Below are 22,921 nucleotides of genomic sequence, written 5' to 3'. Positions count from 1 at the left end.
AAACTACCAGTTCGTGACAGAACCGTCGCGGCGCCTAAGGTGAGGCGCTTCCCAGAAACGCGAACTCTCCGCCTTGACCGCTTCTTCATTGACCTCGACGCCGAGCCCCGGCATCTCGCTGACCGGATAATCGGTCCCGTCGAGCCGGGGCTGCACGGGGAAGAAGTCGGAATTGTCGAAGCCCAGCTTTATTTCGGGCGCCCTCGTCTCGAGCCACGCGAAGTTGGGTACCGCGGCGGCGAGATGCACGCTCGCGGCCGTGCAAACTGGACCAAGGGGATTGTGCGGCATCAGGTCCACATAGTGGGCCTCGCTCCAGCCAGCGACTTTCATCGCCTCGGTAAGCCCGCCGACATTGCAAACATCGAGCCGGTTGAACTGGTGGATGCCGCGCTCGATGTAGGGCAGGAACTGCCACTTGCTGGCAAATTCCTCGCCGATGGCAAAGGGGATGTCGGTCATCGTGCGCAGGGATTCGTAGGCCTCCGGCGTCTCGTCCCGTATCGGCTCCTCGAGGAAATCAAGCACGCCGCGGCCGAGCTTGTTGCAGAAGCTCACCGCCTCTGCCACCGACAGCCGATGATGATAGTCGAGGCCGAGGACGACCTCGTCGCCCAGCGCCTCGCGCGCCTTGTTTAGCATCTTCGCGGTAGCGCCGATCGACTCGCGGGGCTCGAAGATGTCCCTGCTGTTCTGCCCGACGGGGAAGAAGCGGACCGCCTGCCACCCCTGTGCGCGCAGTTCGCGGGCTCGTTCGATGGCGATATCGCCCTCGGCCTCGTCGCCGGTCGAGGCGAAGGTGGGGATGCGGTCGCGCTGTTTGCCGCCTAGCAGCTCGTAGACCGGCACTTCCAGCGCCTTGCCCTTGATGTCATGCAGGGCGATGTCGATGGCGGAAATCGCCGCCTGCAGGACCCGCCCGCCCTCGAAGTATTGGCTGCGATAGGCTTCCTGCCAGATCCGCCCGATCCGCATGGGATCGCGACCGATGAGGAACTCGCGATAATGCTCGACCGCGCCGGCCACGGCCTTCTCGCGACCGCTCAACCCGCTCTCTCCCCAGCCGAAGATGCCTTGATCGGTCTCGACCTTGACCAGCATCTGGTTGCGCGTTCCTACCCACACTGGATAGGGCTTGATCGCGGTGATCTTAAGCTTCGTAGTCATCCACGCCCACGTTCCACACGCATCCGCCCTGTCTCAGTCGGCCCTGAGGGCCATTTCGGTTTCGCCGTCGAACAGATGCATCCGCTCCTGGTCGAACTCGAGCCAGATCTGCTCGTCAGGTGCGACGGCGATATTGGGGGACACGCTGATGTTGACGATGGCGCCGGAGAGGAACGCCTGTACGAAGGTCACGTCCCCTGTTGGTTCCACCGTATAGGCCTTGGCCGGAATGGCACCGGGGACTGTGCTCTTGTGCAGCTTGATCGTCGAGTGTCGCGCTCCGAGTACGATTTTCTTGCTGGTCGCGCCCTGGACCTTGCGCGCGTTCAGTTGAGACAGCTCGAGGCTCCAACCCTCCGCGCCGATCAACACAGTGTTGCCGTTTGCCGTCGACGCCTCCAGCGGAATAAGGCTCATCGCCGGACTGCCGATGAAGCTGGCGACGAACATGTTCACCGGATGGGCAAAGACCTGCGCCGGTGAATCGTATTGTAGCAGGTAGCCGCCGTTCATCACCGCCATCTTATCGGCCATGGTCACGGCTTCGAGCTGGTCGTGCGTCACATAAATGATCGTCGCCTTGAGATCCTGGTGGAAGCGCTTGATCTCCGACCGCATCTGCACGCGCAGTTTGGCATCGAGGTTGGAGAGCGGCTCATCCATGAGGAACACCGCCGGGTCGCGGACGAGGGCGCGGCCGAGCGCCACACGCTGCTGCTGCCCACCCGAAAGTTCGCGCGGCTTGCGCTCGAGCAGGTGCGTCATGTCGAGCACTCGCGCCGCTTCCTTGACCTTCCTGTCGATCTCGTCCCGGGGCAGTTTGCGCATCTGCAGCGGGAACGCCAGGTTCTTGTAGACCGACTTTTGCGGATAGAGCGCGTAGTTCTGGAACACCATTGCGATGTCCCGGTCCTTAGGGTCGAGATCGTTGACCAACCGTTCCCCGATGACGATGTCGCCCGATGTGATCGGGATCAGCCCGGCGACGAGATTGAGCGTGGTTGTCTTGCCGCAGCCTGAAGGGCCGACAAGCGCAACGAACTCGCCGTCATTGACGGTCAGCGAAACGTCGTTGACAGCTTTGAAGCCGCCATAGGTCTTGACGAGATCTTTGAGGACCACGTGGGCCATCGGCAACTCCCTAGTGCTTGACCGCGCCTTCTGTAAGGGCGCGTACGAAGTATCGTTGCAGGATGAGGAACAGCACCACGACGGGCACGCTCATCATGAAGCTGGCCGCCATCAGGCCTGGAAAGTCCGTCGTATTTTCCGAGAAGAAACGCTGGATGCCGACCGGCAGGGTCAATTGGTCGTTCTTGGAGAGGAAGGTGTAGGCGTAGATGTACTCGTTCCACGCGCCGATGAAGGAATAGATCGCGGTGGCGATGATGCCGGGCGTCGAGAGAGGCATCACGATCAGGATGAAGGCCTGGAAGCGCGTTGCGCCATCGATGCGCGCCGCCTGCTCGAGCTGGACCGGGATGTTGTCGTAGAAGCCCTTGAGCAGCCAGATTGCCAGCGGCAGGCCGAAGGTGAGGTAGGTGAGGATAAGCGAGCCATGTGTGTTCACCAGCCCAAGCATGCGCATCAGGATGAAGAGCGGCACGAGAAAGATCACCGCCGGGAACATGTTGCGCAGCAGCACGGCGAAGAACAGGAAGTTCCGGCCGGGGAAACGGAAGCGCGAAAACGCGTAAGCTGCAGGAACAGCCACGATCACCGAAAGGACTGTCGTGACGGTCGATACGAACAGGCTGTTCCAGAAGAAGCGGAGAAAGTCCTGGCCGACGCTGCTCTGCGGATCGAGCAGCTTCTGGTAGCTGGCGAGGGTAGGCTCGTCCGGCCACCATTGAGGCGGAAATTGGGTCGCCGCGAATCCGGACTTGATCGAGGTGATCAGCATCCAGATCATCGGCGCCGCAGTGTAAAGCAGCATGAACACGAGGAACATGCGCCCGGCCCATCGCCATCCGTCGACGCGCATGCGGCGACGGGTCTGGCCTCGAGGAGCTGACTCGGCGGTCGCGCTCATGAGTTCCCCTCTTTTTCTTCGTTGCCGCTCAACGCGCGGACATAGAAATAGCCAAGCGCCATCAGGATGAGGAACAAGAGCACCGAATAGGCCGAAGCGACGCCCCAGCGCTGGCGGCCGAAGGCGAGCTCATAAATGTGCGTGATCCAGATATGCGACGCGTTCGATGGCCCGCCTCCCGTCATGATCCAAGGAATGATGAAGGAATTGAAGTTGGCGACTGCAAGCAGCAGGATCGTCACCGTCGAGACGTTGCGCAAGTGCGGGAAGGTGACGTGCCAGAAGCGCTGCCATGCATTGGCCCCGTCGACTTCCGCTGCGCGCAGCAACTGCTCGGGGACTGTCTGCAGACCGGCCATCATCATGATCATGGCGAACGGAAACTCGCGCCAGATATTGACGACGATCAGCGAGGGCAGCACCGTGTTGACGTTGTCGATGAAGTTCGGCGGCCGGTCCGCCAATCCGAGGCCGACCAGCACCGCGCCGATGATTCCGAAGTCCGAATGATAGATCCACTTCCAGATATAGGAGGCGGCAACCGCGCTGATGACCCACGGAATGATCAGGATGGCGCGCAGGACACCACGGCCGATAAAGTCGCGGTGAAGCGCCAGCGCGGCGCCAAACCCCAGTGCAAAGGAAATGAATGTGGATCCCAGTGTCCAGATCAGCGTGTTCCAGGTGACCTTCCAGAACACCTCGCTGGTGAGGATGGCCGTGTAGTTATCGAAGCCGACGAAGCTCTTGTCGCGGAGCTGCAGGCCAGGCGGCGTCTTGAAGAAGGACAGCTCGATCGTGTAGTAGATCGGATAGGCAATGACGATGAGCATTACGGCGATTGCAGGGAGCACATACGCGTAGTCAGCGCGATGCTCCCATATCTTCCGCGGCACGCCGGCCCTAACGGGTTGCAATCTTCGGCGAGCCTCGGCCTTGCCGGTCACGATCGTCACTGTGGCGTGCCCTTATTCTTCGGAACGAACCGGCTGCACGATCGGCGCAGCCGGTCAGGTCGCAGGTCAGGCTCGGACTAGAGTCCGCCCATCAAGTCCTTTACCTTTTTGGCCGCGTCCTCCGCAGCCTGGTCGACGGTCATCGCTCCGGTCAGGGCATTCTGCAGCATATCCGGGATTATGATGTTCATGATCTCGGGGGACTGCGGCAGCGCGGGGAACGGGATGCCGTATGGCAGCATCGACGTCGTGACATCGAGGAACTTGATCTTGTCCAGACGCTCCTTCATCCATTTGGTCTTGAAGCCGTTGAGGTTGCCGGGGTTCGAGCCGGCGTAAGCCATCTTCAACGACCACTCCGGGCTGGTCCACATGCAGATGATAGCCTTCGCGGCCGGCTCGTCCACCTTGCCGCCCTCGACATATTCGGGCTTCAGGATATGAATGTTCGAGCCGCCGAACACGACGGCGCGCTTGCCGTCGGGGCCAGTCGGAATGAGGCCGTAGCGCATGTTGTCGATGACGGTCTGGGCCTTGTCCTTGTCGGTGCCCGTCGCCTTCTTTTGCAGGTCCAGCATCACATTGTAGTCGGACGGGTGCGAGATCATCATGCCGAGCTGGCCGGCGACGAACAGTGGCTGGTTATCGGCCTGCTGGTTCGTGAGCGCCGAGACCGGAACCGACTTGTCGCGAACATACATGTCGTACGAGGCTTGCAGCGCCGCCTTGCTCTGCGGGCTATCGAGCTCGACCTTATCATAAGTCGGGTTCACCGCCGCTTCATCGAAAACACCGCCGCCATAGGCCCACAGCTGTGGCATGAAGCGATACGGCGTGTTGCCTGCGTTCTTGCGAGCCACGAGGCCGTAGCCGGCAATGCCGAGCTTGTCATGGATCTGCTTGGAATACTTGACGACGTCGTCCCAAGTTGCCGGAGCCTTGTCCGGATCGAGCCCCGCACGCTTGAAGATGTCGGCGTTCCAGATGAACGCCATCGTCTCGTTGTTGGTCGGGATGCCGTAGGTCACGCCCTCCCAGGTCACGGCCTTCATGGCGCCGGGCCAGAAATCCTCGGCCGAGTACCCCACATCCTCGGGCTTGAGCGGCTCCAAGTAACCCTTTGAGGCGAACTCGGTACCACCCAGGATTTGCAGGCGCACCGCCATCGGCGCGGCGTTGCCCAGGAGCGCCGTGCGGAACTTGTCGAGAAGGTCGTTATAGGTGAGGGCTTGATCCTCGAGCTGGATGTTCGGATAGGTCTTGCGGAAGGTCTCAAAGAAGTCCTTGTAGTATTGGCGCAGGAGGTCGGGGTCGCCCTCGAACACGCCCTGATACCAGAAAGTCAGTCGCCCCTTGTAGTCGAGCGGGGTGACCTTGGCGCAATCGGCCGCCGTGTCGAAATCCTGTGTGCCCGCGATGGAGCGCACATATTCGGGCGACCACTTGCTCAGGTCGACCGGTGGCGCGCCCAGCGCCGATGTGGACATCAGCGATGCTACCAGCACAGGGACGACAGTGCCGCGCAGGACCGCACTGCCGAGTGTAATCCTCGTCATAGGTATCCTCCTGGTTCTCCCATGCCGCTCTTGGGCCGAGGCAAAGCGGTCGTTGCTTGTCGACCGCGGGGAGTCGTCTCGGCTCTATGTACCCCATCGATCACTTAGTACGTTTTCAGATCATAGATTGCCTGTCAACGCACCGGATCGTACATTGTTTGCAAAAGCCGTGTGTGATATCGGGCAAGATGTGTATTAATTTGGAGAGCCGGCCTTGGCCGAAACAAGCGATTTCAAAGCCATGCCGCCTGCGGGGATTGATCCCATCGGGGCCTCCAGCGAGGGCGCCTCGCTTTATGAACGGATCAGGGAAGACATCATCGAGGGACGACTTGCCGCCAACGAACGGCTTGTGGTCACCGATCTCGCCCGGCGTCACGGCACCTCGACCAACCCCGTGCGCGAGGCGCTGCAGCTGTTGCGTGGGGAGGGCTTTGTCACCTTTGTCGCCAACCGCGGGGCGCGCGTCCGCCCCATAGATCAGGATTTTGTCCGGGATATCTACGAGATCGGTGTCCTGATCGAGCCAGCCCTGACGCGATGGTTTGTCAATATGGCTACCGGCGAGGACATTGCCGAACTCGAACGTCTCCAAGGCCTGATTGAAGAAAACAACTTCGCCGACACATTCCGGCACAGTGAGCTGGATACCGCCTTCCACACCGTGATGTACCAGCGTCACTATAACCGCCATGCCGCCGAGCTCTGGTGGAAGCATCGCGAAGTGCTGCGAGCCGTGAGCCGGCGTTTCAATTTCACGCTCGCGCGGCGGGCCGCCATCATGCGTGAACACCGCGAACTCATCGCGCTCGTAAAGGCGGGAGAAGCCGACAAGGCGGCCGAACTCGTTTCCCGCCACGTCGAGGGTTCCGGCCGGCACGTTCTCGAACAGATGCGTGCGCGCAACGCCGCTCGGGCTGGATAGATCCCCAGTCCAGAACATCGTGGCCTGACTATTTCAATCGAGGCAAATTGAGATGAAAATCACGAGCGTTCGGCCGTGGCTGATCAAGTCAGATGCATCCTATTGGGGAGAGTTCCTGTTCGTCGAGGTGACGACCGACGAAGGGGTGAGTGGCTGGGGAGAGATCACCACCACCACAAGGCTCGCCAACCGCGCCCTTTGCACGATCCTGCGGCAGATCGGCGTCGCCGTGACAGGCGAGGATCCAGCCCGTATCGAGCATCTCTGGCACAAGATTTTCCGCAGCTTCACCTACATGGGCAGCCGCGGCGCCGCCGTCGAATGCGTGAGCGCCATCGACATCGCCCTCTGGGACATCCGGGGCAAAGTCCTCGGCAAGCCGATATACGAGTTGCTGGGCGGACCGGTGCGCGATGAAATCGCGCTCTACACCCATCCCAACCAGGCCAAATTTACCAGCAAGGAAGCCGTGGTCCGCGAGATTCTGGATATCGTCGAGTCCGGACACACCGCGCTCAAGTTCGATCCATTCCCCCACCAGGGCCGCAGCGCCGACGGCCTATCGCGCGAACAGCGGGACGGCTACCTCGATGGCGGCATGACCCGCAAGGACGAACGCGAAGCCGCCGAACTCACGGCTTTGATCCGCGAAACGGCGGGCCCCGATGTCGACATTCTTGTCGACGCGCATGGCCGCTTCGACGTTCCCACCGCCATTCGCCTCTGTCGGAGCCTCGATGAAGCCGGGCAGATCGACTGGTTTGAAGAGCCCTGTCCGCCCGAGAGCCTTAACGCCCTCAAGCAGGTGCGCGAGAAGGTCAGTACAGCCATCTCGTGGGGGGAGCGCGGCCACACGAAGTGGGATTTCGTCCCGGTACTCGAGAACAGGCTCGCTGACTACATCATGCCGGACGTTACCTGGACCGGCGGCATTACCGAACTCAAGAAGATTTCCGCCCTGTGCGAAGCCTACTACATCCCGGTCTCGCCACATGACGCCGCAGGGCCGATCAACGTGGTCGCGGGAGCGCAGGTGATGATGACCGTTCCCAATTTCTACAAGCTCGAAACGTCAGAGTGGAACCTGGGCAAATACGATCATCTCATCGACAAACCACTCGACGTGTCGAACGGCAGCCTCAAGCTGTCGTCGAAGCCTGGTCTCGGTATCGAGATGGACCGCGACTACCTGCAGGCCCATGAGATTGAATTGGGCTAGCAACGACCTGTGCGGGCATGCGGCTAACAAGCCCGCCGACCAGAACGAGGATAAGCCATGCCAAATACAGGCAGCGCCGACGAAACGCTCAATCGGGTGAACACCAACTCCAAGCCGTCCGACCTTCGCATCACCGACATGCGGGTAGCCGAAATCGCCGGCGCGCCGTTCACCTCGGCGCTGCTCAAGATCTACACCAACCAGGGCATAGTCGGCCTGGGCGAAGTGCGCGACGGCGCCAGCGCGACCTATGCGCTGATGCTCAAGAGCCGGTTGCTGGGCGAGAATCCCTGTGACATTGACCGACTGTTCCGCCGCATCAAGCAATTTGGGGGCCATGGGCGGCAGGGTGGTGGTGTCTCGGCAGTCGAGATCGCGCTGTGGGATCTCGCGGGCAAGGCCTATGGCGTGCCGATATACCAGATGCTTGGCGGCAAGTTTCGCGATCACGTGCGCGTCTATTGCGATACCGATGCCGAGAAACCGAGCGGCACTGAAACCGGAAAGCGCCTCAAGGAGCGCATGAACCGCGGTTTCACCTTCCTCAAGATGGACCTTGGCTTGATGCAGATCGCCCATGTCCCGGGCGCCGTGGCCGCTCCCGCCGGCGTGCTCGAAGGGTTTTACGCTAACCCGCGCGGCCGTGGCGCATCCCTCGAAGAGCGCAAGGCTCGCAATCTCGCCTATGACGCGCAGAACGTGCCGCATCCCTTCACGGGCCTCCACTTCACCGAAAAGGGCATCGACCTGCTCGATCAGTATATCCACGAGGTCCGCGAGGTGATCGGCTACGAGATTCCGCTCGCCATCGACCATGTCGGCCACGTCTCGCTGCAGGACGGCATCCGTCTCGCCCGGCGGATCGAGAAATACGCACCGGCCTGGCTCGAGGACGTGATCCCCTGGCAGTACGCCGAGCAGTATCGGCGGTTGCAGGAGGCAACGTCCGTGCCGATCTGCACGGGTGAGGACATCTACCTCAAGGAAGGCTTCGAGCCGCTGCTCAACTCAGGCATCTCGGTCATCCACCCGGACTTGCTTACGTCAGGCGGCATACTCGAGACCAAGAAGATCGGCGACGCGGCGCAGGACCATGGCGTTGCCATGGCCATTCACATGGCGGAAAGTCCGATCGCCGCGATGGCCGCCGCGCATGTCGCGGTGGCCACGGAAAACTTCATGGCGCTCGAATATCACAGCGTGGAAGTGGACTGGTGGGACGATATCGTCACGGGCTTGCCCAAGCCGCTGGTCACGGACGGGTTCATCACCGTGCCCGACAAGCCGGGCCTGGGCATCGACGACGTGGTTGATGAAGTCATCAGCCAACACCTGCAGGAAGGGATCAAAGGCATCTGGCAGCCGACCGATCACTGGGACGACGAATATTCCTGGGACCGGACCTGGAGCTGACCGCCTCACCTCTCGAGGGAAGGCCCACCTTTTGAGGGAAGGCAAGAAAGGGGAAGCATGAAGATCACCGATCTCCGGTGCGCCGTCATCGGCAAACATCCCATCGTCCGCATCGTCACCGACGAAGGCCTTCATGGCCTCGGCGAGGTTGAATACACCAAGCCATATCTCAAGCCCTGGGTCCTGCATTTCCGTGAGGCGTTGATCGGCGAGGACCCAACCGACGTCGAACGCTGCATGCTGAAGATCCGCCAGCGGGGCTCGTTCAAGCCCTACGGTGCCGCCGTCAGCGCCATCGAGCACGCTCTCTGGGACATCGCCGGCAAGACGGCCGGGGTTCCGGTCTACAAGCTGCTCGGCGGCAAGGTGCGCGACAAGGTTCGGGTCTATAACGGCTCCATCCGAAAAAAGAGGACCGGCGACAGGCCCGAGGACTACGCGGCAGACGTCAAATGGATGATGGAGCGGCCCGAAAACTTCTTCATGGTCAAGCAGGGCATCAGCTTCCACTCCAACATGAAGACGAGCGTGCCCGACTTCCACTATGGCGTCCGTCAGCCGCCGACCTATCATGGGGCGATGGACCAAGGGCAGATCAGCGAGCGCGGCATGGCGCATATGATCGAATGCGTCATCGCCATGAAAGAGGTGCTCGGCGACCAGGTCTCTCTAGCCCTGGATTGTGGCCCTGGCTGGTTCCTTCCGGACGCGATCCGCTTCGCGCGGGCAGTCGAGAAATACAATCTGATGTGGCTGGAGGACATGCTGACGGGCGACTACGTGCCCTGGGTCAATCCGCAGGCCTACCGCGAACTCACGACATCCACGTCCACCCCCATCCACACGGGAGAGCAGATCTACCTGCGTCATAACTTCAAGGAACTGATCGAGACGCAGGCGGTCCGCATCATTGGTCCGGACCCCGCCGACATAGGCGGCATCGCCGAGCTCAAATGGGTGGCCGAGCATGCCTACATGCACTCGATCATGATGGCGCCGCACGGCACGGCGAATGGCCTCCTTGGCCTCGGCGCGCTGATCAATGTCTGCGCCACACTGCCCGCCAACTACATCGCCTTCGAATATCCCAGCGCCTCCGACCCTTGGTGGGAGGATATCGTTGTCGGCCTGCCGACGCGGATCGTGAGGGATTCGATGATCGACTTGCTCGAAGCTCCAGGATTGGGCCTCGACATCGATGCCGCGGGCGCGAAGAAGTATCTTAGGGAAGAGGACGCCGATTTCTTCGACTGAATAAACGATCGCGCACCGTTGCGATCGATGTTGATGGCAACCTGCGTGGCGAACAAGTAGTAAAGGCCCGAAACTCAGGGATCGATGTGCTTATCATCCCTGCGGATGAAGAAAGCCGTGGCCAGGGAGATGCTCGTCTTCTGATCCGCGGCGCCCTGCCTTACTGGGATCATATTCCGGCACAGATTATATGGCGCCAGTACCCGATGTCCGCACAGTCGAAGATCACATTCCACTATGTCGGAGACCCTCCCGGTGATCGCGCGCGGGCTTTGAGCAGGATCAAATCACTCGCTGTATTCGCCGTACTATGTTTCGCCGGTGCTTGGGATGGGACATTGAATGCGCATTGCAATACTGTCTGACATCCATGCCAATCGCGAGGCATTCGACGCGGTCCTGGAGGTTGTTCACGAACGTGGTTCAGACGAGTTGGTATTGCTCGGCGATCTGGTCGGCTACGGTCCCGACCCCATCTACGTGGTCGAGAGGGCTGCCGATCTGACGGCGCAAGGCGCGCTCTGCATCATGGGCAACCACGATGAGGCGGTGGCGCGGAACCTACGCGACATGACCGAGAATGCGCGGTTTGCTGTCCAGTGGACCCGCAAATGCCTTGCTCCGGCGCATTTCGATTTCCTGGCGCGGTTGCCGCTTTCGCTGCAATCTGAAGACCGGCTCTATGTGCACGCCAGCGCGGAACGGCCAGGAAAATGGCCCTATATACGTGACGTGGATGCGGCGGAACGCTGCCTGGCTTCAACCGATGCTCGTTTCATTTTCTGCGGCCATACGCACATTCCGGCCATCTACTACACGCTGCCCGTGCGCCGGCCGATGCATTTCCAGCCGCTCGACAATGTGGCGGCGCCATTGTCCGAACTGAGGCGGCACCTTGTGATTGCCGGGGCGGTCGGTCAACCGCGCGACGGCAACCCGGCGGCATGCTTTGTTCTCATCGACACGGAGCGGCGCGAGGTCACGATGGTGCGTGTTCCCTATGATCACGAAGAGACAGGCCGCAAGATCCAGGCCGCCGGCCTGCCTGGATGGCTTGGCATGCGCCTGAGGATCGGCCGCTAGGCTTCGAGGAGACATATTTGATGCAACGATTTGAGGCGGGGACAGTCATCGATGGGTTCGAGCTGGTCGAAAAGTTGCCATCCGGCGGAATGGCATCGCTGTGGCGGGTGACCAATCCGCGCTATGACTTCCCGCTTGTGCTGAAGATACCCTTTCTCGACCCGGGCGGGGATGTTTCGGTCATCCTCGGTTTCGAGGCGGAGGAACTGATCCTGAAACGGCTGTCGGGACCGCATGTGCCGCGTTTCGCGGCATCCGGCAGCCTGGCGCGGGTTCCCTACATAGCCATGGAGTTCGTGGCCGGTTCGGGCATGGCGGGTATCGTCGGCAACGCACCGCTGCCTGTGGACGAGGTGGCAACGATCGGCACCGAGATCGCCAGGGCACTCGCCGCCCTGCACCGGCAGAAGGTCGTTCACCTCGATCTCAAACCCGAGAACATCATTCTCGCCAAGCGCGGCGCGGTGCTTCTCGACTTCGGGCTCGCCTGGCATGCAGAGCTTCCCGATCTTCTCGGCGCGGAAAGCTCGGTGCCGATGGGCACCGCCGCCTATATTGCGCCGGAACAGGTGCTTGGCGAACGATCCGATCCCGCGAGCGACTTGTTCGCACTGGGTTGCATCCTTTATCAGCTGGCTACGGGCGAGGAGCCGTTCGGGCGACCGGCGACTTTCGCGGGAATGAAGCGCAGGCTCTATCATGCGCCCAAGCCGCCGCGAGACATCAACGAAACCGTTCCGCGGTGGCTGGAGGCCATCATCCTGCGATGCATGGAGGTCGACAGGTCTCAACGATATGCCGAGGCGGCGCATGTTTTGTCCGATCTGAAGAACCCGGATCAGGTGGTGATTGCCAAGCGCAAGCCCCGGGACGAGGGGCTGTGGGCCGCCATCGCCAAGCTGTTTCGCAAGACCGATGACAGATCGCTTGTCGGTAGGTCGACCTCGTCGAGGACACACGCCGGCCCTTCAATTGTCCTTGCCGCGGTCGATCTGGCCAATGGCGGCGATGCGCTGGCAGGCGAGGTTCTCAACGAAACCGCCCGCGTGCTTGCCTCGCGAGAGGATTCCTGGTTGGCCTGCGTGACGGTCCTGAAAACCGAAATCATCGGCGGGACGCCGGCAGCGGATGAGACCGGGCGCTCGGTTTACCTGAAGCGGCTCGTCGCGATGAAGGATTGGGCTCGTCCACTGCATCTGCCGGAAGACCGCATCAGCTATCACGTGCTTGAGGCGGTCAGTCCCGCCGATGCGATTCTCAACTACGCCGAGCACAATGACGTCGGACACATCGTCGTTGGAGCCCGAGCGTCGTCGGTAATCCGCCGTCACCTCGGCAGCGTCTCGACCAAAGTCGTTGCACAGGCCCTTTGCTCCGTTTCAGTCGTCCGGTTGAAAACAGTCGAGGAACAAGGGCGGCAGCCGCTTTGATGCGCATCGATGTTGACAGAGATCAATGATGGCCGGAATCATTGCCCGTCAGATGGCGGTTCAATTGAGGACAGGCCATGCGGACGAATGAAACACCTCGGTACGACGCCAGTGTCAACACGACCGGTTGCTGCCCCAGGTTCAGTCCCGACGGCTGGGACGGTCAGGATCTGCATTTCAACGACAAGCGGTTCGTCAAGGCCACGACCCACAGCGTCATGCATATCCCGATGAATATGGGCAGCGTGTTCGCGCGCGTTAACAAGCACATCGAAGACGCCGGCGCCTCGGACGAAGATCAATTCATTGTGCTGAGCAGGGACATTTCACCCTGGAGCAGCGAGCATCTGTTTGCGGTTGCGAAACCTGTCCCCGACGAAGAGATGACCACGCTGAGTGGGAACTATGTGACGAAGGTGTTCGAGGGGCCGTTCAGCCAGGCGAGGACCTGGGACGAAGAGATGCGGCAGATTGCGCGTGCTCGAAGCACCGAGCCAAGTGACGTGTACTTCTTCTACACGACATGTCCGAAATGCGCCAAAGCCTACGGCAAGAATTATGTCGTCGGTGTCGTGGCTGCCTAAAACCTCCGAGGCTCGATGGGTGAGGGCAGAGCGTCGGCTTCGAACCAGGTGCCGCGTTCGCCCGTCACAATTTCGACGGCGTCATTAAGCTTGCCGATTGCCGCAGGCTTGCCTGTCGCTTCAATGAATTCGATTGCAGCGCTGACTTTCGGTCCCATGGAGCCGGCCGGAAAATTCTTCCCGGATAGCTCCTTGGGGCTCACGCGTCGGAGCGCCCGAGCAGTCGCCGTTCCGTAGTCGACATAGACGGCGTCGACATCGGTCAGCAACAGCAGCATGTCGGCCTTCAATTGACGCGCAAGAAGCGAGCTTGCCAGATCCTTGTCGACGACGGCCTCCACGCCGCAAAGACTGCCATCTACCCGGGCTATCACTGGAACCCCGCCGCCGCCGGTGCAGATGACGATCACACCGCGTTCGACAAGGAACGAGATCACAGCAGCTTCCAGGATCTCCAGCGGCCTGGGCGAGGGCACGACACGGCGCCATTTGTCGCCATCGGGCGCAATCCGCCAGCGGCGTTCGATGGCAAGCTTGCGTGCCGTTGCCTCGTCGTAGACCGGGCCGATAGGCTTCGTCGGGTGAACGAAAGCAGGATCGTGCGGATCGACCTTCACCTGCGTCAGCAGGGTCGCGAAAAGCCTCTCTTTGAGGAGATTGCCGAGTTCCTGCTCAATGACGTAGCCGATCATGCCTGCGCTTTCGGCGCCAAGCACATCGAGTGGAAATGTGCGGCCATCTGAAGTTGCTGCGGCCTGGAGGGCCAGAAGTCCCACCTGCGGTCCGTTGCCATGCGTTATTATGATCGAGTGCCCTTCGCCGATCAGATCCGCCAATACAGCCGCAGCGCGCACGATGTTGGCACGCTGGTTCCCGGCCGTCATGGGTTCGCCACGGCGCAGCAGTGCGTTTCCGCCGAGCGCAACGACGATCCGCATCTCAGTTGCCGATCGTGGCGACGAGCAAGGCCTTGATCGTGTGCATGCGGTTTTCGGCCTGGTCGAAGACGATCGACGCACCCGACTCGAACACCTCGTCGGTGACCTCCATGCAGTCGATGCCGTGTTCCTTCGCAATGAAGGCGCCGATCTCGGTATCGGTGTCGTGGAACGCAGGCAGGCAGTGCATGAACTTGACGTGGGGATTGCCGGAGGCAGCCATAACCTCGCTGGTGACACGATAGGGCATCAGAAGGCGAATGCGCTCGGCCCAGCCCGACTTGTCCTCGCCCATCGACATCCAAACGTCGGTGTAGATGAAATCGGCATCCTGGACGCAGCCAGCCACATCCTCGTCGAGCCGGAAACGGCCACCGCCGCGGTCTGCCAGGTCCCGGACATGGGCACAGAATTCCTCGTCCGGCCAAAGCTCCCTCGGCGATGCGATGCGCATGTCGATGCCGACCTTGGCTGCTCCGAGTGCCAGCGACAGCGCGACATTGTCCCGACCTTCACCGACGAAGGTGACGGTCATATCCGACAGGTGCTTGTGCGTGAATTCACGCATGGTCATGAGGTCGGCGAGGATCTGCGTCGGATGCGCCTCGTCGGTGAGACCGTTGTAGACCGGCACGCCGGCGTGCGCGGCAAGCAGTTCGGCCTGGTGCTGGCCAAAGCCGCGATACTCGATCGCATCGTACATCCGGCCAAGCACGCGGGCGGTGTCCTTCATGGATTCCTTGTGGCCGATATGGCTGCCGGTGGGGCCAAAGTAAGTGACGTGGGCGCCCTGATCGTAGGCCGCCACCTCGAAACCCGTGCGTGTGCGCGTCGAATCCTTCTCGAAGATCAGGGCGACATTCTTTCTGACAAGCCGCGGTATCTCGTGCCCGGCGAGCTTGGCCGCTTTGAGATCGGCGGCGAGCTTGAGAAGAAACCGGATCTCGTCGGCCGTGAGGTCGTCCAGGGTCAGGACGGAGCGGCCATGAAGATTGATCGCCATGGGGATTTCCTTTCGGGTCAAATCGGGTCGCGGACAATCGGACAGGTCATGCAGTGACCGCCGCCGCGGCCGCGGCTAAGCTCGGCGCCTTCGACCGTGATCACTTCAATTCCGGCGCGGCGCAGGAGTGTGTTGGTGTAGACGTTGCGGTCGTAGCCGATGACCACGCCGGGCTCGACCGCAACGACATTGTTGCCGTCATCCCACTGCTCGCGCTCGGCTTCGTAGTGGTCGCCGCCGGTGGCGATGATCCGCAGCGACTTCAGTCCAAGGGCTTCGGCAACCACAGCCGTGAACGGTTTCGTCTCATCCGTGACCTCGACCGCCGCCTTTCCGTCGCCTGGCCGCAGCGAGAAGGTGCGCAACCGGTCCACCACCGGCGGGTACATGGTGACAAGGTCACGATCACAGAAGGTGAAGACGGTATCGAGATGCATGAAACCGCGGTCCCGCGGCATCAGGGCGGCAATCACGCGTGTCGCTTCGCCGGCAGCGAACAAGCTGCGCGCAAGGTCACCCACGGCTTGCGGCGTGGTACGCTCCCCCATGCCGACGAGGACCGTCCCGCCACCGATCGGCATGACATCTCCGCCTTCCAGGCTGGTGCCAGTGCCCAGATCTGGTGAGACGAAAGGAATACCGCTGTCGCGGAAGCGGGGATGGAAGCGGTAGACGGCTTCGACATTGGCCGCTTCCGGGCGCCTGGCGGGCCAGTACATGGAATTGACGGAAACCGAGCCGTAGATCCAGCAGGAACTGTCGCGGGTGAAAAGCTGGTTCGGCAGCGGCGGCAGTACGAAATCCTGGGGGGCCAGCGTTCTTCCGGTCAGCCCTTTGGGCTCGAAAGGAAGCTCCGCCTGGGCAATGCCGCCGACAAGGTAAGACGAGAGCAACTCTGACGGCATCTCGTTGAGCCATCCGCGCATCTCGTCGACCATGTCGAGCCCGACGACGCCGGGATGCACCCGGCGGTCGAGAAGCCAGTCTCGGGCCTTGTTCAGGCTCATCGTCTCAGCCAGGAGCTGCCCGAAGGAATGCACCAGCACGCCGCGTTCACGCAACGCATCGACGAAGACATCGTGCTCCTGGCGGGCCCGCTTGACCCACAGCACATCGTCGAAAAGCAGCGCCTTGCAGTTCTCCGGTGTCAGCCTGCGCAGGCTGAGATCCGGGCGATGGACCATCACCTCGCGCAGACGGCCGACTTCGGAATGCACACCCAGGCTTGTCATCGCGCCGCTCCTCTCACAGCGGGCTGACGGCGCCGGTCCACATCTCGTAAACGGCGAGGATGGCGACAGCGATGAGGGTTGCGGCGAGGGCTGCTTCGGCAGGATGGAACACACGCTGATCGGTTTCGCGGCGCGCCCACACGTAGAAGATGATGCCGGGCGCATAGAGGATCGCGCACATGAACAGGTATGCAGGTCCCGCTGCGTACACGAGCCACAAACCATAGACCGTTGCCAGCAACCCCGCGAAAAGCGGACCGGCGCGTTGTTCATTGCTCTCGTAGCTTTCTCCGGTCAGCGCGAGCTTGGCGGCGTAGGCTCCGGAAAAGATGTAGGGCACCAGAATTGCGGCCGACGCGATGTAGAACAGCGCTTGATAAGTGCTTTGTGCGAAAAGTGTGATCAGCAGGAACGCCTGGACGAGCAGATTGGTAATCAGAAGGGAGATCGAGGGCACGCCACGCTCGCTTTCCCGGCCGAAGAATTTCGGCATTGTCCCGTCCTTGGCGGCGACATGGGGAATTTCGGCTGCAAGCAACGTCCAGCTCAGGAAGGCGCCGACCACCGACACCACAAGCGCGATGTTGATGAGGATAGCGCCCCAGGGACCGACAACCGCCTCCAATACGCCCGCCATTGATGGGTTCTTCAGCGCGGAGAGTTCAGGTTGGCTGAGGATGCCGAGCGACAGCAGCGACACCAGAGCGTAGAGCGCAAGGCAGGTGAAGAAACCGAGAATTGTCGCCATGGCAATGTCCTTGCGGCGCTCGGCCCGGCCGGAAAATACGCTGGCGCCTTCGATGCCGATGAACACCCACAGGGTCACCAGCATTGTGCTTTTCACCTGTGCGGTGATCGAGCCGAGACTGGCGTTGCCCAGACCGGTGAAGTCGAGGGACCAGACTTGCAGTTTGAAGGCGACGGCAACAACCCCGGCGAACAAGACGATCGGAGCGATCTTCGCCACCGTTACAATGAGGTTGATGATCGCCGCCTGCCGGATGCCGGCGAGAACCAGGATATGGATCAGCCACAAAAGGATCGATGCGCCGAGCACCGCCTGCCAGGTGTTTCCGTCGCCGAACGCGGGAAAGAAGTAGGACAGGGCGCTGAACACGATCACCGCGTAGGAGACGTTGCCGACCCAGGCACTGATCCAATAGCCCCACGCGCTGGTGAAACCGATGAAGGGACCGAAGCCAGCCTTGGCGTAAGCGTAAGGCCCGGCGTCGAGATCGGGCTTGCGGGTCGCAAGCGATTGATAGACGAAGACCAGCGCCAGCATGCCGACCGCGGTGATGGCCCAGCCAATCAGGATTGCGAGGGGACCAGCACCTGCCGCCATATTCTGCGGCAGGCTGAACACGCCGGAGCCGACCATCGAACCGATCACCAATGCGGTCAGGGAACCCAGTCGAAGTTTCGTTGGCGCCGCGGTCGCGACTTTGCGAACAGGGATGTTGAAATCAGCCGTAGTCATGATGCTCTCCCAAAATTGAAGGCTCTGATGGGTGGTAATGAAGCCGGGAAAAGAGCCGGCGGCCTTGACGCGGGTCAAATCGATTTTGGCAGCAAATGGTGATGTCGCGTCGCAACTCGGATATCAGGATCGCTGGCCTAAAGCGCTCGCTCGCCGAGCGTGCGCATCTGTCGGATCCACTTCGCCCGCTTTGCATCGCCGGCGCCAGCGACCATGCCGAACAAGGTCTCGCGCACCGGACTGATGCCGACAAAATGCAGGATGCTTCGCCGCATGCCGGCGATGCCGTGTCCGAGGAACCATAGGCGGTAAAGAACAGAAGGCATGCCCATCGTCACCAGGACGCGCGCGGAGCGGCCGCGAAGCAGCGTCCTGGTGAACCCGCTGCCCTTGTCTGGGTACGCAAAGGCTGTTCCTGGTCGCATTACCTGCTCCAGAAATGCCTTGAGCATGGCCGGCATGGTTCCGAGCCACAGCGGGAAGACAAAGACAATGTGCTCGGCCCAGACGATCGCTTCGGCGGCATCCCTGAGGCTCTCCGGGATTACGCCGTGTTCGAAATCCCGCATCGTGCGCAGCATCGGAAATTCGATTGCTGCCAGATCGACCCGGCGGACGGCGTGTCCTGCCTGTTCCGCGCCCTCGCCGTAGGCCTGGGCAAGACCGCGGCAGAGCCGGTCCGGGGCGGGATCGGGATGGCCGACTACAATGAGGATGCGTCGCGACATGGTTTACTTCCAGGGAGTTTGCCCCAAACGGGTCAAGGCCGTTCCACTTGTGCCACCTGGTAGGTGTGCATGGTGCCGTTGCGCGCGATCGACACATATTCGCCGGTCACGAACCGCTCATCGCCGAGATGAAAGCCGATCTCGTCGTCGCGATCGCCTTCGGCATAGTCGAAATACCATTGCCCGCCAGGCTTGCGCCTCAGCCGGCCGATCAGATCTTCCTCGCCATTGCGAAACCGGCGGACACGGCAAGAGGCCTTGTGCGATTTCCACTCTTTCGCATCGAGCCGGCCTTCGCCAGTCAATGGGGCGAGCACATCGTAGCCCTCCTCGCGATCACCTTCCGGATGGCCTTTTTCGCGGGCGAGCAGCAACCGAACGTGGCGGAAGTTGGGGGTGAGGTCCTTCAGACTTGTCATGGCAAACTCCTTTCATTGGAGTCCCATAGAACGGTAGAGGGCCTTGGCCCTTGATCCGTATCAAAGGAGGCTCGACAACCGTGCTTCTATCAAGGGCTGACCAACAACATGGCGCCGTAGCCGGCGGTCGCGGCGACCAGGGTTGCGCCGGCCAGCGGCAACCAGAACCTGATTGGACCGGCAAACGCCGCCAGCGACAGCCGGCCGATCGCATTGGCCCCCAGCGCCGGCCTGACCGATAGTGTCGACGGGGACCGACTGCTTGACCACCGCAACGCACTGAGCACCGAGATATCGACATCGAACATGCCTGCCAGCGCCGAACTTGCCAGCACGCCGCAGCCGCCGAAATGAGCTGCCAGCCCTCCATTGCGCGGCGACTTTCAAGCGGTGATCGTCGGCAAGCGGTCGCGAATCCACCTGACAATCTGGCCCGCTGTCATTGCGCCGGATGTGCGCGCGATTTCGCGCCCGCCATGAAAGAGGATCATGGTCGGGATGCTGCGAATTCCGAGCCTTGCGGCGACAGCCTGCTCATTTTCGGAATTGAGCTTGATCAGGCGAACATGCGGCTCGAGTTCAGTTGCCGCCGCTTCATAGGCCGGTGCCATCATCTTGCAGGGGCCGCACCAGGGTGCCCAGACGTCGACGACAACGGGCAGGCTGCCGTGCGCGATCTGACGATCGAAAGTCGCGGCGTCGACGTCTTCAGGGTGCCCCGAAAATAGCCTGGTCCCGCACTTTCCGCATTTCGCCTCCATTGCATTGCGGGCCGGCGGCAGGCGGTTGATCCCACCGCATTTGCCGCAAACCACCAGATTCTGCTGTGCCATGGCCATTCACCGATTTTGCTATCGTCCACTATGCGCGCCCGAGATGTCCATCGCCAAGGGCGCGCAACGCATTCAGGATAACCGCTACGTCGATCCCCTCCTGAAGCAGCGCGCCGGCAACGGGCAATTCCCAATCCGCGCAAATTCATCTCGGCCGCCCGTGCGGCGGCACGCGTCAAGCCGGTGATCGCGATCAAGTCGGGCCGGCACAACGCTCGATCTCCGTTGAGGTCGATCACCTTGCGGTCAGGAGGCTGTGCGCAGGGTTTCGAAGGTACCGCTATCGGAAAACCTTCTCAACTCCGAGACGATATCGGTAGGCCCCCGACCAGCGTCGACCTTTCGCCAGGTAGATTGAGTGGCATTTCGCTGCAATTGCCGCGAGAGGATATCGATGGTGGCGTCTGAAGGACCCCCCTTGCGCTCGCTGACCCGTTGCCAGAGAACAAGCGGATCGGCTTCCAGCCAGAATCCGGCGACAGCCACGCCCCTGTCACGTGCCGCCTTCTCGATACGGTCACGATCGGCAGGCCTGTCAAACACGGCATCAGCGACAACCGATCCACCCTCCGCGAGGATCAGGCCGGCCCGCCACGCCATTTCGCGGTAGACGCGGTCGGAGACCTCTGGTCGATAGGCTCTATCCGGCAGCCTGGTCTCGGCCGGCACTCCGTGCATGGCCTTGCGGATACGGTCGCTTTCGACAATGCGGGCGCCGGGCGGCGCGCCGACATGGGCGGCGAGCGCCTCCGCAACGGTCGTCTTGCCGGAACCGCTGAGGCCGCCGATGGCAACGAGCCGCGGCGGGGCTTCCTGGAGGAAGTTTCTGGCAAGGTCGAAATAAGATCTCGCCTCGGCAGTCAACGTGTCGGAATCGACACTACCTTCCTCGACTTGCGTCGCGGTGACATGGGCGCGCACGGCAGCCCGCACCGCCATGAAAAAAGGCAGCAGGATGAACCCGTCCTCGTCGTCAGCCTCATCGAGATAGCGATTCATCACAAGATTGGCGAACTGCGGAAAACCGCGATGCCAAAGGTCCATCAACAGGAAGGCAAGGTCGTAGAGGACGTCGACAGTTGCAATCTGGTCGTTGAATTCGATGCAATCGAAGAGGCGGGGTTCGCCGTCGAAAAGGCAGATGTTACGCAGATGCAGATCGCCATGGCACCGGCGGATCTTACCTGCTGCTTCCCGGCGGTCGAGCAATCCGGAATGCCGGGCGAGGGCGGTGCGGAAGGCCTCGGCAAAAGTCTCGATCTCCGGTTTTGTGAAAACATGGCTGGTCGCAAAGCCGGCCTCATTGATGTCCAGCACACTCGCCAGATTGGATGAGCCGCTGCCACGGTGGATTGTCGGGGCGGTACGGTGGTAGCCGACGATCATGCGCGCAACCGCAGTCATCAGCGCCGGCGACAATTCTCCGGCGGCTGTCATACGATCGAGAAGCTTCGACTGGTCGAAGCGGACCATCTCGATCGCCGCATCGACCATTTGGCCGGTGCCATCGAAAGCCAGTTTGCCGTCGGCTTCGCGCGTAATGCGACGCACCCCCAGATACAGGCCGGGTGCGGTCTTCGCGTTGAGTTCCACCTCTTTCTCGCTAGCGGCAAGCCTGAGCGCCGGTGCCGAGAAATCGACATAGGGCAGCTTGACCGCGCGTTTCATCTTGTAGGCCCGCCGGCCGATCAGAAAGATACGCGAGATATGGGTTTCGATCGCCTCGACCGGCCCCGACGTGCCATATGAAGCAGGATCGAGCAGAAACGCGACAGCGGCTTGCTGGTTCTCAACGATCATGTCTGCCTCCTTGTGCCGGTGTCGCGCGCAAGCGTTTCCAATCCGGCGTGCTATTGCTGCAATGTCTGGACATAACCAGCCAGCTCATGAATCCGTTCCGTGGTGACGATGTCTCCAGCGTTTGGGCCGTATTTCCTGGCGTCATCGGGGAGGAATTGGCGACCCCAGACCGGCATGTCCCGATCGCCATGCTCCGGCACCATGGTGCGGCCATCGATCACCGCGAAAACGCGCCAGTAGGGGAACTCGCCGCCATTGTCTTTCGAAAGACGGGTGAGGTCAGCCGGGCGCTTCACCAATTCATCGCCGAGCGGTCCATCGCCGCTGCCCTCGGGACCATGGCAGACGGCACATGAGTTCATGTATTCAGCCTCGCCATCGCCCAGTTCCTGGGCGGCGGCCGCATTCAAGGCCAAACCCGCGAGCGCCAGCGCGATCGAAAATTTCATCTGCGTTTCCCCTACTGATTGGCTGAAGCCTACAACCTTGGTTCGCGAGCACGTTGATGCGGATCAAGTGGCGCTGCACCAAAGATGTTTGATTCAGCGCAATGAACCCACCAGCCCTTCTCACTTCCGCTTGCGCAGCGATACGAGGAGTTTGCGGCGTCCGGACCGAGCCAGGGCGAGGGCGATCTGAAGCTCGCCGCTGAGCGGATTTTCGGGGGTGTCGCCAAGTCGAGGATCGATGTTCGGTCGCTGCCGGTCTTGATGGCGCGATAGCAAGTCAACGGCAGGAAGAAACGGGGCCGCGGCGTGGGCCGGGCGTGGCCATTTTTTGTTCCCATAGCTGGGACGCAGAAGAGGCCGCGGTTGGGGAGCGCACCCGAGGAATAGGTGAGCGGAAGCAAAACTTAGGGGGGGGGTGTG

The 22,921-nt window shown here is 61.4% G+C and carries 22 protein-coding genes and 1 pseudogene; 8 read left to right on the top strand and 15 right to left on the bottom strand.

What is annotated here, in order from left to right; genetic code table 11:
* Positions 1 to 3 precede the first annotated feature (3 nt).
* The 5 genes from NKH02_RS24910 to NKH02_RS24890 form a co-directional block, all read right to left on the bottom strand.
* Positions 4 to 1,167 carry a mandelate racemase/muconate lactonizing enzyme family protein gene (locus NKH02_RS24910; protein ID WP_352882309.1) on the bottom strand — a complete coding sequence of 388 codons (1,164 nt, stop codon included), beginning with the start codon at positions 1,165 to 1,167 and terminating at the stop codon, positions 4 to 6.
* Between the two features lie 33 nt (positions 1,168 to 1,200).
* Positions 1,201 to 2,298: an ABC transporter ATP-binding protein gene (locus tag NKH02_RS24905; protein WP_352882306.1), complete on the bottom strand. Its 1,098-nt coding sequence runs from the start codon at positions 2,296 to 2,298 to the stop codon at positions 1,201 to 1,203.
* Between the two features lie 10 nt (positions 2,299 to 2,308).
* On the bottom strand, positions 2,309 to 3,199 hold the full coding sequence (locus NKH02_RS24900) for a carbohydrate ABC transporter permease (protein ID WP_352882304.1): 891 nt from the start codon (positions 3,197 to 3,199) through the stop codon (positions 2,309 to 2,311).
* Entirely contained in the window at positions 3,196 to 4,155 is a 960-nt protein-coding gene (locus NKH02_RS24895; RefSeq protein ID WP_352882301.1) for a carbohydrate ABC transporter permease, read from the bottom strand. The genes NKH02_RS24900 and NKH02_RS24895 overlap by 4 nt, the downstream gene beginning before the upstream one ends.
* A 77-nt stretch (positions 4,156 to 4,232) precedes the next feature.
* Positions 4,233 to 5,711, bottom strand: coding sequence for an ABC transporter substrate-binding protein (locus NKH02_RS24890; RefSeq protein WP_352882299.1), 1,479 nt, complete (start codon positions 5,709 to 5,711; stop codon positions 4,233 to 4,235).
* 214 nt (positions 5,712 to 5,925) lie between these two features.
* On the opposite strand from NKH02_RS24890, the gene NKH02_RS24885 reads away from it, so the two are divergent.
* The 7 genes from NKH02_RS24885 to NKH02_RS24855 all read left to right on the top strand — a co-directional run bounded on the left by NKH02_RS24885 (position 5,926) and on the right by NKH02_RS24855 (position 13,619).
* Positions 5,926 to 6,636, top strand: a complete 711-nt coding sequence (locus NKH02_RS24885; protein WP_352871200.1) for a GntR family transcriptional regulator — start codon at positions 5,926 to 5,928, stop codon at positions 6,634 to 6,636.
* A 52-nt stretch (positions 6,637 to 6,688) separates the two neighbouring features.
* Positions 6,689 to 7,855 (top strand): mandelate racemase/muconate lactonizing enzyme family protein, encoded by a 1,167-nt coding sequence (locus NKH02_RS24880; RefSeq protein ID WP_352882297.1) that lies wholly within the window; start codon positions 6,689 to 6,691, stop codon positions 7,853 to 7,855.
* Between the two features lie 57 nt (positions 7,856 to 7,912).
* A complete protein-coding gene (locus tag NKH02_RS24875; protein WP_352882296.1) occupies positions 7,913 to 9,268 on the top strand; it encodes a mandelate racemase/muconate lactonizing enzyme family protein in 1,356 nt (451 codons plus the stop codon).
* A 57-nt stretch (positions 9,269 to 9,325) separates the two neighbouring features.
* On the top strand, positions 9,326 to 10,522 hold the full coding sequence (locus tag NKH02_RS24870) for a mandelate racemase/muconate lactonizing enzyme family protein (RefSeq protein WP_352882294.1): 1,197 nt from the start codon (positions 9,326 to 9,328) through the stop codon (positions 10,520 to 10,522).
* A 342-nt stretch (positions 10,523 to 10,864) separates the two neighbouring features.
* Complete coding sequence (locus tag NKH02_RS24865; RefSeq protein ID WP_352882293.1) at positions 10,865 to 11,605, top strand: metallophosphoesterase family protein; 741 nt, start codon at positions 10,865 to 10,867, stop codon at positions 11,603 to 11,605.
* Positions 11,606 to 11,625: 20 nt separating this feature from the next.
* On the top strand, positions 11,626 to 13,035 hold the full coding sequence (locus NKH02_RS24860) for a protein kinase domain-containing protein (protein ID WP_352882290.1): 1,410 nt from the start codon (positions 11,626 to 11,628) through the stop codon (positions 13,033 to 13,035).
* Between the two features lie 77 nt (positions 13,036 to 13,112).
* Positions 13,113 to 13,619 carry a hydrolase gene (locus NKH02_RS24855; protein WP_352882287.1) on the top strand — a complete coding sequence of 169 codons (507 nt, stop codon included), beginning with the start codon at positions 13,113 to 13,115 and terminating at the stop codon, positions 13,617 to 13,619.
* Here the strand turns inward: NKH02_RS24855 and arcC are convergent.
* The 8 genes from arcC to trxC form a co-directional block, all read right to left on the bottom strand.
* Positions 13,616 to 14,557, bottom strand: a complete 942-nt coding sequence (arcC, locus tag NKH02_RS24850; RefSeq protein WP_352882285.1) for a carbamate kinase — start codon at positions 14,555 to 14,557, stop codon at positions 13,616 to 13,618. The genes NKH02_RS24855 and arcC overlap by 4 nt on opposite strands.
* A 1-nt stretch (position 14,558) precedes the next feature.
* Complete coding sequence (gene argF / locus NKH02_RS24845) at positions 14,559 to 15,560, bottom strand: ornithine carbamoyltransferase (RefSeq protein WP_352882282.1); 1,002 nt, start codon at positions 15,558 to 15,560, stop codon at positions 14,559 to 14,561.
* Positions 15,561 to 15,577: 17 nt separating this feature from the next.
* Entirely contained in the window at positions 15,578 to 16,792 is a 1,215-nt protein-coding gene (locus NKH02_RS24840) for an arginine deiminase (protein WP_352882279.1), read from the bottom strand.
* A gap of 13 nt (positions 16,793 to 16,805) precedes the next feature.
* Positions 16,806 to 18,272: an arginine-ornithine antiporter gene (gene arcD, locus NKH02_RS24835; protein WP_352882276.1), complete on the bottom strand. Its 1,467-nt coding sequence runs from the start codon at positions 18,270 to 18,272 to the stop codon at positions 16,806 to 16,808.
* Between the two features lie 137 nt (positions 18,273 to 18,409).
* On the bottom strand, positions 18,410 to 19,000 hold the full coding sequence (locus NKH02_RS24830) for an NAD(P)H-dependent oxidoreductase (RefSeq protein ID WP_352882273.1): 591 nt from the start codon (positions 18,998 to 19,000) through the stop codon (positions 18,410 to 18,412).
* A gap of 32 nt (positions 19,001 to 19,032) precedes the next feature.
* The gene (locus NKH02_RS24825) at positions 19,033 to 19,419 is read right to left on the bottom strand and encodes a hypothetical protein (protein ID WP_352871218.1); all 387 of its coding nucleotides are present in this window, start codon (positions 19,417 to 19,419) and stop codon (positions 19,033 to 19,035) included.
* Between the two features lie 89 nt (positions 19,420 to 19,508).
* Entirely contained in the window at positions 19,509 to 19,754 is a 246-nt protein-coding gene (locus NKH02_RS24820) for a hypothetical protein (protein ID WP_352871219.1), read from the bottom strand.
* A 48-nt stretch (positions 19,755 to 19,802) separates the two neighbouring features.
* Positions 19,803 to 20,252: a thioredoxin TrxC gene (gene trxC, locus NKH02_RS24815; protein ID WP_352882270.1), complete on the bottom strand. Its 450-nt coding sequence runs from the start codon at positions 20,250 to 20,252 to the stop codon at positions 19,803 to 19,805.
* Positions 20,253 to 20,378: 126 nt separating this feature from the next.
* Between trxC and NKH02_RS24810 the strand changes: the two are divergent.
* Positions 20,379 to 20,462, top strand: a pseudogene (locus NKH02_RS24810) (hypothetical protein); the annotation flags it as partial.
* 36 nt (positions 20,463 to 20,498) lie between these two features.
* Here NKH02_RS24810 and NKH02_RS24805 read toward each other — a convergent pair.
* Both NKH02_RS24805 and NKH02_RS24800 read right to left on the bottom strand, forming a co-directional pair.
* Positions 20,499 to 22,052, bottom strand: a complete 1,554-nt coding sequence (locus tag NKH02_RS24805) for a bifunctional aminoglycoside phosphotransferase/ATP-binding protein (protein WP_352882268.1) — start codon at positions 22,050 to 22,052, stop codon at positions 20,499 to 20,501.
* Positions 22,053 to 22,102: 50 nt separating this feature from the next.
* Positions 22,103 to 22,501, bottom strand: coding sequence for a c-type cytochrome (locus NKH02_RS24800; protein ID WP_352882266.1), 399 nt, complete (start codon positions 22,499 to 22,501; stop codon positions 22,103 to 22,105).
* Positions 22,502 to 22,921: the final 420 nt, after the last annotated feature.

Source organism: Mesorhizobium sp. M1396 (assembly GCF_040317725.1).
Lineage (GTDB): Bacteria > Pseudomonadota > Alphaproteobacteria > Rhizobiales > Rhizobiaceae > Mesorhizobium.
Note: the sequence above shows the minus strand (reverse complement) of the source record. Positions and strands in the feature narration are given on the sequence as shown.